General features: G+C 73.1%; 9 protein-coding genes and 1 pseudogene. 3 read left to right on the top strand and 7 right to left on the bottom strand.

What is annotated here, in order from left to right:
* Positions 1-96 precede the first annotated feature (96 nt).
* From ABD207_RS28895 to ssd, 5 genes and pseudogenes are all read right to left on the bottom strand, one after another.
* A pseudogene (locus ABD207_RS28895) lies at positions 97-201 on the bottom strand (DUF4244 domain-containing protein); the annotation flags it as partial.
* A 111-nt stretch (positions 202-312) separates the two neighbouring features.
* Complete coding sequence (locus tag ABD207_RS28890; RefSeq protein WP_344016175.1) at positions 313-1,101, bottom strand: type II secretion system F family protein; 789 nt, start codon at positions 1,099-1,101, stop codon at positions 313-315.
* Positions 1,098-1,925 (bottom strand): type II secretion system F family protein, encoded by an 828-nt coding sequence (locus ABD207_RS28885; protein WP_344016193.1) that lies wholly within the window; start codon positions 1,923-1,925, stop codon positions 1,098-1,100. Before ABD207_RS28885 ends, ABD207_RS28890 begins: the two co-directional genes overlap by 4 nt.
* Before the next feature lie 44 nt (positions 1,926-1,969).
* On the bottom strand, positions 1,970-3,214 hold the full coding sequence (locus ABD207_RS28880; protein WP_344016174.1) for a TadA family conjugal transfer-associated ATPase: 1,245 nt from the start codon (positions 3,212-3,214) through the stop codon (positions 1,970-1,972).
* The gene (gene ssd, locus ABD207_RS28875; protein WP_344016173.1) at positions 3,211-4,317 is read right to left on the bottom strand and encodes a septum site-determining protein Ssd; all 1,107 of its coding nucleotides are present in this window, start codon (positions 4,315-4,317) and stop codon (positions 3,211-3,213) included. Before ssd ends, ABD207_RS28880 begins: the two co-directional genes overlap by 4 nt.
* A gap of 584 nt (positions 4,318-4,901) precedes the next feature.
* Between ssd and ABD207_RS28870 the strand changes: the two genes are divergently transcribed.
* Entirely contained in the window at positions 4,902-5,735 is an 834-nt protein-coding gene (locus ABD207_RS28870) for an HAD family hydrolase (protein ID WP_344016172.1), read from the top strand.
* Between the two features lie 377 nt (positions 5,736-6,112).
* Here the strand turns inward: ABD207_RS28870 and ABD207_RS28865 are convergent, their stop codons facing one another.
* Positions 6,113-6,937, bottom strand: coding sequence for a Fic family protein (locus tag ABD207_RS28865; RefSeq protein ID WP_344016171.1), 825 nt, complete (start codon positions 6,935-6,937; stop codon positions 6,113-6,115).
* A gap of 101 nt (positions 6,938-7,038) precedes the next feature.
* On the opposite strand from ABD207_RS28865, the gene ABD207_RS28860 reads away from it, so the two are divergent.
* Complete coding sequence (locus ABD207_RS28860; RefSeq protein ID WP_344016169.1) at positions 7,039-8,073, top strand: ATP-binding protein; 1,035 nt, start codon at positions 7,039-7,041, stop codon at positions 8,071-8,073.
* Between the two features lie 98 nt (positions 8,074-8,171).
* Here ABD207_RS28860 and ABD207_RS28855 read toward each other — a convergent pair whose 3' ends face one another.
* A complete protein-coding gene (locus ABD207_RS28855) occupies positions 8,172-9,413 on the bottom strand; it encodes a polysaccharide deacetylase family protein (protein WP_344016168.1) in 1,242 nt (413 codons plus the stop codon).
* A gap of 295 nt (positions 9,414-9,708) precedes the next feature.
* On the opposite strand from ABD207_RS28855, the gene ABD207_RS28850 reads away from it, so the two are divergent.
* Entirely contained in the window at positions 9,709-12,219 is a 2,511-nt protein-coding gene (locus ABD207_RS28850; protein ID WP_344016167.1) for a SulP family inorganic anion transporter, read from the top strand.
* Positions 12,220-12,394 lie beyond the last annotated feature (175 nt).

Below are 12,394 nucleotides of genomic sequence, written 5' to 3'. Positions count from 1 at the left end.
CCAACGTGCCTTACACCCCTTGGATATCTTTAAGGCAAGTGCGAGATCACCATACTTGCCTTACATGCCTGAAGGAAGTCAGGAACCCAAGATAACCACGATGCCCATGGCGTACTCGGACGTCACCATCCCGGCGTCCTTCCGCCTTGTACGCACCCAGCCCGTGAGTGCCCGCAGCCGTGCCCGTACCGCTCGATTCATCCGGTTCATCTCAACCCCCGTGAAGAAAGGTCCTGTTGTTCGCTGATTGCCTGCCGGCTGTCAGCCGGCCTGTCGATCACCCGCGTGTCTCGTCGCCCCCGCCGGGAGCCGTCACCGACCACCCCCTCCCAGCACCCCGCCCGCCAGCCCGATCACCACGGGCACCACGCCCACCGCGACGAACGCGGGCAGGAAGCACAGCCCGACCGGTGCGCTGACCATGACGGCCGCCCTGCGGGCCCGTGCCGTCGCCGCCCGCGCCCATTCGGCGCGGGTCTCGGCGGCGAGGCGGGCGACGGGAGCGGCCAGCGGGAGTCCGGAGACGCCAGCCCGTTCCAGCAGCCGGGCCAGAGGCCGGGCGCCCGGCAGCGTGGCCAGGCGCTGCCAGGCCGCGGCCGGTTCGCCGCCGAGCCGGACCTCGGCCGCGCCCCGCGCCAGCGCATCGCCGACCGGTCCTGACAAGGTTTCTCCCACGGCCTGCGCGGCGGTCACGGGGCCCGCGCCCGCCGCGATGCAGGCGGCCAGCAGGGCGGCGGCCAGCGGGAGCTGGCGTTCCGCCAGGGCCGCCTCCCGGGCCCGCTGCCGCGTGCCGGCCGCTTCCTGCCGCAGCCGCCACCGCCACAGTCCGGCCCCGCAGACCAGTCCGGCCGCGACCCCGGCGAGACCGCCCACCAGCACCCAGCCGGCGCACGCCACACCCGCCGACGGCAGCCAGCGCCCGGCGGATCGCCACGCTCTGCGCCGCGCAACGGCCGCCGCCCGCCCGCCGGCCACCAACTCCGCCAGCCGCCGGCGCGCTCCCCGCTCCCGCCGGACCAGCCACAGCCACCGGGCCGCCCAGCCCAGCAGCGCCGCGACGCCCAGGACCATCCCCAGCCTGTGGACAACGTCGCCGCTCATGCCGCACGCTCCTGAGCCCCGCGCATGATGTGCCGCACCCACCACAGCCCCAGGCCCTCCAGCACCGCGCCGGCCGCCAGGCAGCCGAGTCCCGCCGGGGTGTGCAGCAGGATGTGCAGCGGGTCGGCGCCGAGGGCGGCACCGAGGGCGAGGCCGAGCACCGGGAGGCCTGCCAGCAGCACCGCCGTGGCACGGGCCCCGGCCAGCTGGGCGCGCAGGTCGTTGCGCTGGTCCCGCTCCGCGCGCAGGGCCGCCTCCAGGCGGTCGAGTCCGTCCGCGAGCCCGGCGCCCTGGTCCACGGCGACCCGCCAGCATGCGGCGAGTCCGCGCAGCCCCTCCGCCCCCGGCTGCCGCGCCGCCGCGGCGAGCGCCCCGGGGACGTCACCGCCGAACCGCGCCGCCGCCAGCACCGTCGCCTGGGCGTCGCCCAGCCCGCCGGAGTCCAGCGCGGCCCGCAGCAGCTCCTCGCCCGGTTGCCGACCGGCGCGCACCTCACCGGCGAGCGACCCGCACAACGCGATCACCGCGTCCCCGCGCCGGTCGCGCTCCCGGCGCCGCAGGGCCGCCAGCCGCAGGCGGCGCAGCACCGGCACCCCGGCCGCCCCCGCCACCAGCGGCAGCACCGAGGCGCCCAGCACGGCGAGGACCACCCCGGCGACGAGCGCCCACCACTCCCCGTGCAGCCGCCCCGTGATGCGCTCCCACTCCCGGAGCACCACGGGCCTGCCTGTCGGTCCGCCGCCCACCGCTCCCCCGCCGGCCAGCAGCAGCCGTGCCCGCCGGGCACCGGCCTGCCGGCCGCCCGCCAGCCAGGCCGCGCTCATCAGGCAGGCCACGGCGAGCCCCGTCGAGACCTCGGTGACCGCGTTCACCGGCCACCCCCGCTCCGGTCCCGCAGGAGCCGCCGGAGCCGCTCCCACCCGGGCTCCTGGACGAAGCCCCCGGCTCCCCAGCGCAGCGCCGGTACCGTCCGCACCAGGCCGGACGGGTCGCGCTCCAGCACGTGCACCTCCGCGATGCGCCGCCGCCCGGCCCGGTCCCTGACAAGGTGCAGCACCACTGACACGGCGGCGGCCAGCTGGCTGTGCAGCGCGAGGCGGTCGAGCCCGGCGGCCGTGCCCAGCGCCTCCAGGCGGGCCGGTACATCGGCGGCCGCATTGGCGTGGACAGTGCACGTACCGCCTTCATGGCCCGTGTTCAGGGCGGCCAGCAGGTGGACCACCTCCGAGCCGCGCACCTCGCCGACGACCAGCCGGTCGGGGCGCATCCGCAGCGCCTGGCGCACGAGGTCCTCCAGAGTCACCAGCCCGGCGCCCTCCTGGTTGGCGGGCCGGGTCTCCAGACGCACCACGTGCGGGTGGTCGGGCCGGAGCTCCGCCGAGTCCTCGGCCAGGACGATGCGCTCGTCCGGCCCGACCAGCCCGAGCAGCGCGCTGAGCAGGGTCGTCTTGCCGCTGCCGGTCCCGCCGCTGACCAGGAAGGACAGGCGGGCGTCCATCAATGCCCGCAGCACCCGGTCACCGCCCGGTGGCACGGTGCCCGCCGCCGTCAGCTCGTCGAGGGTGAAGGCGCGGGGCCGCACGACCCGCAGCGACAGGCAGGCGCTGCCGACGGCCACGGGCGGCAGTACCGCGTGCAGCCGGGTCCCGTCGGGGAGCCTGGCGTCCACCCAGGGGCGGGCGTCGTCCAGGCGGCGGCCGGCGACGGCGGCGAGCCGCTGGGCGAGCCGGCGCACGGCCAGCGCGTCCGGGAAGCGGATGCCGGTCAGTTCCAGACCGCGGCCGCGGTCCACCCAGACCCGGTCAGGGGCCGGCACCAGGACGTCGGTCACCGCCGGGTCGGCGAGCAGCGGCTCCAGCGGGCCGCTGCCGACCAGTTCGGACCGCAGCCGCTCGGCCGCCCGGAGGATCTCCGCGTCGCCGAGCACCCGCCCCTGCTCGCGCAGGGCCTGCGCCACCCGGGCGGGCGTCGGCTCGGCCCCGCTCTCCGCCAGCCGGCGCCGCACCTCGTCCAGCAGTCCCTCGGGCAGGCCATCGGGCCGGCCGTCAGGCCGGCTGTCGGGCAGACCGGGTCCGGCCGGAGGCGATGTGGTCGTAGTGATCGTGGTCCTCATGCCGTCCTCGCCTCCACCAGGGCCCGCTCCCAGAACTCCTTGCAGAAGCGGGCCAGCGGTCCCCGCCCGGAGGCCGCGGGCGGCCGGGCCGGCTGGTGGGGGCGCTGCAGGGCGGGTTCGACCGGGATGTCGCCCGCGAGCGGCAGGTCGAGCAGCCGGGCCACCTCGTGGTCGTCGAGGCCGGGTGCGTAGGGCCCGCGCACGGCCACGCGCAGATCGCGCAGCACCATGCGCACGGCGGAGGACACCCGTTTGGCCGCGGCGACGGCGCGCAGCTCGGCCGGGACCACCAGGAGCCCGATGTCGAGCTGGGCGAGGACCTCGGCCACCGCCTCGTCGACGCGGCGCGGCAGGTCGACCACGACCGTGCCGCCGCCGCGCCCGGCGGCCGCCAGCACCGCGCGCACGGCCTGGGGCGGGACGGCCACGCAGTCCCCGCGGTCCCAGCTGAGCACCCGCAGCGAGTGCAGTTCCGGCAGCGACGCCTCCAGCGCCGCGCCGCCGACCCGGCCCCGTGAGGCGGCGAACGCGGGCCAGCGCAGCCCCTGCGCCGTCTCGCCGCCGAGGACCACGTCGAGGCCGCCGCCCAACGGATCCGCGTCCACGAGGAGGGTGCGCAGCCCCTCCCGGGCGGAGGTGACGGCGAGGGCGCAGGCCAGGGTGGAGGCGCCGGCCCCGCCCCGGCCGCCGATGACCCCGACGGTCAGGGCTGGCCGTCCGACGCCCTCGGCCACGTCGGCGATGCGGTCGACCAGCCACTGCTCGCCGTCGGGCAGCATGAGCACATGGTCGGCGCCGATCTCCACGGCGCGCCGCCAGACCCCGGAGTCGTCCTGGTCGCGGCCGACCAGCACCACGCCGCGCCGGCGGGCGGCACCGCGGACGCGCCGTGCGGCGTCGTCGCCGACGAGCACCAGGGGCGCGGCCTCCCAGCTGCCCCTCGGTTCCGGGACGCCGTGGTGGACCTCCGGTGTGGCGCCGGCCGCCGCGCACAGGCGCAGCAGGTCGTCGAGGAGCTGTGCGTCCTCGGTGACGATCAGCGGTCCGCTCTGGCGGCCGCCTCCGGCGGCGGGCGGCGGATCGTGTGTGACGGTTCCGGTCATGGTCGTCCCCCTTCGCTGCGTGTCTCGCGCAGCCCCTGCGGCCCCGCGATTCCCAAACCTGTGAAGAACCGGCAAGGGCCGTCTTATGGACGGCCGACAGAAACCGGCCAAACGCGACCCCGGCAAACGGAACGGGCAGAGAACTCGCCGCATGCGGGGCGCGCAGGAATCACGGTGCAGGGATCGGGGAATGGAAGGGGATCTTGGTTGAAAACTGTGGACAAGTCCGCCGTTGTGAATATCGCCTTCACCCGTACAGGTGAGTGCGGCTCATGTTCCGGACCGGACCCGCAGCGCAGCCCGAGAATTACCCACAGTAACGGGTCGTGCACATGCCAACGCAGGGTCTGCAGCGGACACCCGGCCACCATCAAGGCCGTCATCGGAACGAGAAAAACCCACCCGGACATGCGACGACCCCCGCCGGGGGGGAGAGCGGGGGTCGTCCCCACGGCCGACTCGGGGGGGGAGGAGTCGGGCCGGGTTAGCACGGTCGCGCGAACGATCCGTGACTTCCATGGTGTACCCGAGAGCCCTCTCAGGCAAACCCACGCGCCCTACCTTACGCCGAATGAGGTGCGCCTATGCTCAGGAGCGTGGAAAACCACTCCTTGCCGCGCACAGCCGCCTTCTTTGACCTGGACAAGACGGTCATTGCGAAGTCGAGCACGCTCACGTTCAGCAAGTCCTTCTACCAAGGCGGCCTGATCAACCGCAGGGCTGTGCTGCGCACCGCATACGCCCAGTTCGTCTTCCTCGCGGGAGGCGCGGATCACGACCAGATGGAGCGGATGCGCAAGTACCTGTCCGCGTTGTGCCGTGGCTGGAACGTCCAGCAGGTCAAGGAGATCGTGGCCGAGACACTGCACGACCTGATCGACCCGATCATCTACGACGAGGCCGCCACCCTCATCGAGGAGCACCACGCCGCGGGCCGGGACGTGGTGATCGTGTCCACCTCGGGCGCCGAGGTGGTGGAGCCGATCGGCGAGCTGCTGGGCGCGGACCGGGTCGTCGCCACCCGCATGGTCGTGGGCGACGACGGCTGCTTCACCGGCGAGGTGGAGTACTACGCCTACGGCCCGACGAAGGCCGAGGCGATCCGCGAGCTGGCCGAGTCCGAGGGATACGACCTGGCCCGCTGCTACGCCTACAGCGACTCGGCGACCGACCTGCCGATGCTGGAGGCGGTGGGCCACCCGCACGCGGTGAACCCCGACCGCGCGCTGCGGCGCGAGGCGGTCGCCCGCGAGTGGCCGATTCTCGACTTCCACCGGCCCGTGCGGCTCAAGCAGCGCCTGCCCGCGTTCTCCGTGCCGGCCAGGCCCGCCCTGATCGCGGCCGTCGCCGTCGGAGCCGCCGCGGCCACCGCCGGTCTGGTCTGGTACGCCAGCCGGCGCCGGCCCGCGTCCGTTTAGCTCCTCTTTGAACCTAAAAGTAAAGAAGCAGAGCCAACCCTTCCGTTGGCTTCGGTCCTGGAGTACAAAGGAATTAGCGGCCCGCGAGACCAAGGGAATCCGAAAGGATCACCTTCGGAACGCAATTGGCCCCACGGACCGAGCATGGAAACCGGGCACCCACGCGACGTCGACCCGTCGATTACGGGCCAGCCGCACCAGGTGACGGGCAAAGTCCCCGACCTGATGGGCAATTGTTCGAGGACGCTTGGTAACCCGGTGGACATGCCAGCGGCGGTACGAGTCCTCGTACCGCCGCATTGGTGTGCCGGGGGCGGTGCACTCGGCGCTCAGGTCACGGTGCCGGGAGGCTCTGCGCCCGGCGCGGTCGGGCCGGTTCAGGCCGCGCCGCGCTGCAGCGCCTCGCAGACGGCCGTCGACTCGCGCGCACCCAGCTCGACCGCCCGGCCGCAGTGCGCGATCCAGGCGGCCACACCCTCGGGCGTCCCGGAGACATAGCCCTCCAGCGCGGCCAGATACACCTCATGGCCCAGCTCCGCGTAGCCCACCTCGGCCGGGCAGACCGACTTCGGGTCGAGTCCGCTGCCGACCAGCACGATGCGTTCCGCGGCGCGCGCGACCAGGCCGTTGTGCGAGACGAAGGGCCGCAGCGCGAGCAGCTCCCCGTGCACGATCGCGGCCGTCACCAGCGCCGGAGCGGAACCGCCCGCGATGATCACCTCGGCCAGCCCGTCCAGCCGCCCGTGCATCTCCGCAGCGCCGGGCAGCTCGAGCGTGAGCAGCGGCTCGTCGACCGGCTCGCTCTCCTTGCGCGGGCGGCCGACCTGCTCCGCCTTGTCCGCGGCGGCGACCAGATGCAGCCGGGCCAGCACCCGCAGGGGCGACTGGCGCCAGACGGACAGCAGCTGCCCCGCCTCGGCGGTCAGCCGCAGCGCCGCGCCCATGGTGCGCGCCTCGTCGTCACCGCTGAAGTCGGTGCGCCGGCGCACCTCCTCCAGCGCCCAGTCGGCGCCGGCCAGCGCCGCCGAGCCACGGGCGCCGCGCAGCGCCGCCTCGGAGGTGATCTCGTTGCTTCGCCGCCGCATGACCCGGTGCCCGTAGACCCGGTCGACAGCCTTGCGCACGGACTCCACGGAGTCGGCCACGCCGGGCAGGGAAGCCAGGGCGGCGAGCGGGTCGGCGGACGCGCCTGTCGTACTCATGAGTACGACCCTACGCACCCCGCGCGCCCACCCCACGATGGAGTGGTCTTCTTCACGCCCGCCTGCCACCCACAGTCATCGCCGCACTACGCTTGGTGAACATGAAAATTGCTTTCGTCGGGAAGGGCGGCAGCGGCAAGACGACCCTGTCCTCCCTGTTCATCCGCCATCTGACGGCCGAGGGCGCCCCGGTCGTCGCGGTCGACGCCGACATCAACCAGCACCTGGGCGCCGCGCTGGGCCTCGACGAGACGGAGGCGGCTCAGCTGCCCGCGATGGGCGAGCACCTCCCCCTGATCAAGAACTATCTGCGCGGCACCAACCCGCGCATCGCCTCCGCCGAGACGATGATCAAGACGACCCCGCCCGGCGAGGGCTCCCGGCTGCTGCGAGTGTGCGAGGACAACCCGGTCTACGAGGCCTGCGCCCGCCCGGTGGAACTCGACGGCGGCGCCGCCCGTTTGATGGTCACCGGCCCCTTCACGGACGCCGACCTGGGGGTCGCCTGCTACCACTCCAAGACCGGAGCGGTGGAGCTGTTCCTGAACCACCTGGTGGACGGCCCCGGCGAGTACGTCGTGGTCGACATGACGGCGGGCTCGGACTCCTTCGCCTCCGGCATGTTCACCCGCTTCGACATCACGTTCCTGGTGGCCGAGCCGACCCGGAAGGGGGTCTCCGTCTCTCGCCAGTACAAGGAGTACGCCCAGGACTACGGCGTCACCCTGAAGGTCGTCGGCAACAAGGTGCAGGGTCCGGACGACCTCGCCTTCCTCCGCGACGAGGTCGGAGAGGACCTGCTGGTGACGGTGGGCCACTCGGACTGGGTCCGGGCCATGGAGAAGGGCCGGCCGCCCCGCTTCCGCCTCCTGGAGGAGCCCAACCGGGAGGCCCTGCGCCGGCTGCAGGCGGCCGCCGACGCCACGTACGAGCTGCGCGACTGGGAGCGCTACACCCGCCAGATGGTGCACTTCCACCTCAAGAACGCGCGCTCCTGGGGCAACGAACGCACCGGAATCGACCTGGCCGCGCAGGTCGACCCCGGTTTCGTGCTCGGCGAGAGCGAGACCGCGGGAGCAGGGGCGGGCGCCGGCGCGGGGGCGGGTGCGGGAGCGGGCGTCACCGCCGGCGCGTGACGACCGCGCCCACGCGTCAGTCGTTCACACACCGCGCCCCCCACCTCAGCCCTTCGCCCCCACCCCCCACCTCAGCCCTTCGCCTTCGCGCCCCCTCGTCAGTCCTTCGCCGCCTGCGCCCCGGGCACGCCCTTGGGCGCCGGGGCGGGGCCGGCCTCGAGGAAGGACTTCCAGCCCTTCTCCGGGGCCTCGCCGACGTCCAGCGTGCGCAGCTTCTTCAGCACCTTCGGGTCCTGGGCGTCGAGCCAGTCCACCAGCTGCCGGAAGGAGACACACCGCACGTCGGGCTTGTTGCACACCGTCTCGATGACCTCCTCGACGGCCCGCATATAGGTGCCGCCGTTCCAGGACTCGAAGTGGTTGCCGATGATCAGTGGTGCGCGGTTGCCGTGGTAGGCGCGCTCGAAGCCCTGCAGCAGGCCGTCACGCATCTGGTCGCCCCACAGCCTGTGCTTACCGGGGTCGCCCTGAGTGTTGGTGCCCGACTGGTTGACCATGAAGTTGTAGTCCATGGTCAGCTGCTCGTAGCTGCGGCCGGGGAACGGCACCAGCTGCATCGACAGGTCCCACAGGCCCTTCCGCTTCTTCGGCCAGACCTGGTTGTTGACGCCGCTGGTGTCGTAGCGCAGGCCCAGGTCGCGGGCCGCCTTCCTGAAGTTCTTCTGCCCCTCCAGGCATGGGGTCCGGGCGCCGATCAGCTCCTTGTCGTAGTCGAAGGGCAGCGGCGAGGCGTCCGTCATGCCGGTGGTGGTCTTCCAGGTCTTGACGAACCGTTTCGCCTGGGCGATCTCGTCCTTCCACTCCGCCACCGACCACTCGCCGACACCGCCTTCGCCGCAGAAGTGCCCGTTGAAATGGGTGCCGATCTCATTGCCCTCCAGCCACGCCAGCCGGAGCTGCTCGACGGTGTCGGCGATACCCTGACGGTCGTTGAAGCCGATGTCGGAGCGGCCCGGGGAGTGCTGCGGCGGCCGGTACAGATCGCGCTTGTCCTCCGGGATCATGTACACACCGCTCAGGAAGTACGTCATGGTCGCGTTGTTCTCCCGGGCGACCCGGCGGAAGTGGGAGAACAGGTTCTGGCTGTCCTCGCCCGCTCCGTCCCAGGAGAACACCACGAACTGGGGTGGTTTCTCGCCCGGCTTGAGCCTCTTGGGCCGGGGCAGATGCGGCTGCGCACCGGTGTAGGCGGTGGAGCCGTCGCCGATCAGCCGGATCACGTTCTTCGGCGCCGGGGCGGGCTTCGCCTTGCTCTGGGAGCCGGAGCCGCAGCCGGCGAGGGAGGCGGCGCCGACCGCGGCCATCACAGTGCCCGCGGCGATTTTTCGGGTGGCGGCCATCCGTCCACCTTCTTCCTTCTCTCGGGCCAACCCTGCTGAGGGCGATCTCCGCCAAGCTCGCACGGGAGCGAGAAGGAATTAATACGACAAGCCGATGAAAGGGCTGCTTCACCCGACAGAGGGATTCATTCATCCATTTGCCATGAAAGTCGTGGTTTGGTCTTTACTCTGAATTGCGATTCGTTTACTGATTGTTGAAGTCAGCAGTTCGTTCAGTTCGGTTGTTCTCTCTGCCCTTGTCCCCAGCTGGTGCATCCCGCCGTCCGCGATTCCACACCCCGAGGAGACGGGAACCATGTCCGCCTGTGTCCCCGCCCATGCCCGCGGCTCGAAGCCCACCGAGCGCACCCACCCCCCGCACAGCCCGCCCCCGCCGGGCCGCCGGCGCTTCCGCATCGCGGGCAGCGATCTCTCGGCCTCGATCACGGTCTTCCTGATCGCCCTCCCCCTGTCCCTCGGCATCGCCCTCGCCACGGGCGCCCCGCTCCAGGCCGGTCTGGTCGCCGCGGCCGTCGGCGGACTGGTCGCCGGACGCCTCGGCGGCTCTCCGCTGCAGGTCAGCGGCCCCGCCGCCGGACTCACGGTGGTCACCGCCGACCTCATCCAGCACTACGGCTGGCGCACCACCTGCGCCATCACCGTCCTCGCCGGTCTCGTCCAACTCGCCCTCGGCAGCCTGCGGGTGGCCCGTACTGCCCTCGCCGTCAGCCCCGCGATCGTGCACGGCATGCTCGCCGGAATCGGCGTCACCATCGCCGTCGCCCAGCTGCACATCGCCCTGGGCGGCACCCCGGAGAGCTCCGTCCCCGACAACCTCCGCGCGCTGCCCGCTCAGTTGGCGCAGCTGCGCCCCGACGCGGTGTCCGTCAGCGTGCTGACCCTGGCTGTGCTGCTCCTGTGGCCGAGAATCCCCGGCCGGGCGGGAGACCGGCTGCGCAAGGTCCCGGGCGCGCTCGTCGCCGTCGCCGGTGCCACCGCCGTCGCCGCGCTCGCCGGGCTGGCGCTGCCCCAGGTCCACCTGCCGTCCTGGAGCAGCCACGCCCTGGCCGGGCTGCCCGAGGGGCCGGTGCTCGGGCTGATCGCGGCCGTGCTCACCACGACGCTGGTGTGCAGTGTGGAGTCGCTGCTGAGCGCGGTCGCGGCGGACAAGCTGGTCGGCACCCGCCCCGGCCCCCTCCCGGTCAAGCGCTCCGACCTGGACCGCGAACTGCTCGGCCAGGGAGCCGCGAACATCGTCTCCGGCTCGCTGGGCGGGCTGCCCGTGGCCGGTGTCGCCGTGCGTACCACGGCCAATGTCCGGGCGGGTGCGGTGAGCCGGAACTCCACGATGCTGCACGGCGTTCTCATAGTGATCGCCGCGCTGCTGATGGTCCCGCTCCTGGAGCTCATCCCGCTCGCCTCGCTCGCCGCCCTGGTGATGGCCGTCGGCATCCGGATGGTGTCCCTGCACCACATCCGCACGGTGACCCGCCACCGGGAGGCCCTGGTCTACGCCGTCACCACCCTCGGCGTGATCTGCCTCGGCGTCCTGGAGGGCGTGGCGCTGGGCATCGCCGTGGCCGTCGGCGTCGCCCTGCACCGGCTGACCCGCACCCGTATCACGCACGAAGAGGAGGGAGGAGTCCATCACGTCCATGTCAGAGGCCAGTTGACGTTCCTCGCGGTGCCGCGGCTCAGCCGTGCCCTGCATCTGGTGCCCCAAGGGGCGAACGCCGTCGTCGCGCTGGACGGGTCGTTCATGGACCACGCCGCCTACGAGACGCTGCAGGACTGGCACCAGACCCACACCGCACGCGGAGGCACCGTGCGGATCACCGGCCGCCGGCCCGGCGTCCGCATCGCCGAACCCGCCGTCCTCGCCGCCGATCCCGCCCGCGGCGCGGCCGCGCGGAACGGTGCCGCCGGACGTGCACCCTCCGGTGCCGACTGCCGCTGCCGCCCCTGGACGCCCTGGCGCAACCACCAGTGCGAACGCCCACCAGCGGTGAACCCGCCGCCCGACGAGAGGAACGCATCCGACGACAAGTTCACCCCCGCCGCAGGCGGCACCGCACCCGCACCCGCACCCGCACCCGTCAACAACCCACCCGCACTTACCCACGTTTCCGGCACCGGTGACGCCACATCACCCGGCATCGGAGGGCTGCAACTCGTGCGCGGCATCAGCGCGTTCCAGCGCAACACCGCCCCGCTGGTCCGCGAGGAGCTGGCCCGGCTGGCGCGTGAGGGGCAGCGGCCCACCCAGCTGTTCCTGACCTGCGCCGACTCCCGGGTGGTCACCTCGATGATCACCTCCAGTGGTCCGGGCGACCTGTTCGTGGTGCGCAATGTCGGCAACCTGGTGCCGGCGCCCGGTGAGGAGAGCGGTGACGACTCGGTGGCCGCGGCCATCGAGTACGCGGTGGACGTGCTGGCCGTGCGTTCCATCACGGTCTGCGGGCACTCGGGGTGCGGTGCGATGCAGGCGCTGCTCGGCTCCTCTGCGTCCGGCGACGGCACCCCGCTCGGACGGTGGCTGCGGCACGGGCGGCCCAGCCTGGAGCGCATGGACGACGCGAGCGCGCCCCCGGCTCGACTGGCGGGGAGAGCCGCGGCGGACGCGGTGGAGCGGCTCTGTCTGACCAATGTGGTCCAGCAGTTGGAGCACCTGCGCGCCCACGAGTCCGTGGCCGGTGCCCTCGAGGCCGGGAGTCTGGAGCTGCACGGGCTGTACTTCCACGTGGGCGAGGCACAGGCGTATCTGCTCACCGGGACGGACCGGGAGCCGGTGTTCGAGCGGGTGCGTGAGGTGGACCTGGCGGTGTGAGGGGCCCGCCGGGCCCCTCCGCGCGCGTCCGCCCGGCCCCTCCGAGCGTGGCCGCCCCGCCCCTCCGAGCGCGTCCGCCCGGCCCCTCCGAGCGTGGCCGCCGGGCCCCTCCGAGCGTGGCCGCCCCGCCCCTCCGAGCGCGTCCGCCCGGCCCCTCCGAGCGTGGCCGCCCCGC

The sequence above is a fragment of the Streptomyces thermospinosisporus genome, from assembly GCF_039526425.1.
In the GTDB taxonomy this organism is placed as follows: Bacteria; Actinomycetota; Actinomycetes; order Streptomycetales; family Streptomycetaceae; genus Streptomyces; species Streptomyces thermocarboxydovorans.
Note: the sequence above shows the minus strand (reverse complement) of the source record. Positions and strands in the feature narration are given on the sequence as shown.

Excerpts from the sequence above, each read along its gene's own strand:
- ABD207_RS28890 (WP_344016175.1), bottom strand. The coding sequence starts at position 1,101 with ATGAGCGGCGACGTTGTCCACAGGCTGGGGATGGTCCTGGGCGTCGCG.
- ABD207_RS28885 (WP_344016193.1), bottom strand. The coding sequence starts at position 1,925 with ATGAGCGCGGCCTGGCTGGCGGGCGGCCGGCAGGCCGGTGCCCGGCGG.
- ABD207_RS28880 (WP_344016174.1), bottom strand. The coding sequence starts at position 3,214 with ATGAGGACCACGATCACTACGACCACATCGCCTCCGGCCGGACCCGGT.
- ssd (WP_344016173.1), bottom strand. The coding sequence starts at position 4,317 with ATGACCGGAACCGTCACACACGATCCGCCGCCCGCCGCCGGAGGCGGC.
- ABD207_RS28870 (WP_344016172.1), top strand. The coding sequence starts at position 4,902 with ATGCTCAGGAGCGTGGAAAACCACTCCTTGCCGCGCACAGCCGCCTTC.
- ABD207_RS28865 (WP_344016171.1), bottom strand. The coding sequence starts at position 6,937 with ATGAGTACGACAGGCGCGTCCGCCGACCCGCTCGCCGCCCTGGCTTCC.
- ABD207_RS28860 (WP_344016169.1), top strand. The coding sequence starts at position 7,039 with ATGAAAATTGCTTTCGTCGGGAAGGGCGGCAGCGGCAAGACGACCCTG.
- ABD207_RS28855 (WP_344016168.1), bottom strand. The coding sequence starts at position 9,413 with ATGGCCGCCACCCGAAAAATCGCCGCGGGCACTGTGATGGCCGCGGTC.
- ABD207_RS28850 (WP_344016167.1), top strand. The coding sequence starts at position 9,709 with ATGTCCGCCTGTGTCCCCGCCCATGCCCGCGGCTCGAAGCCCACCGAG.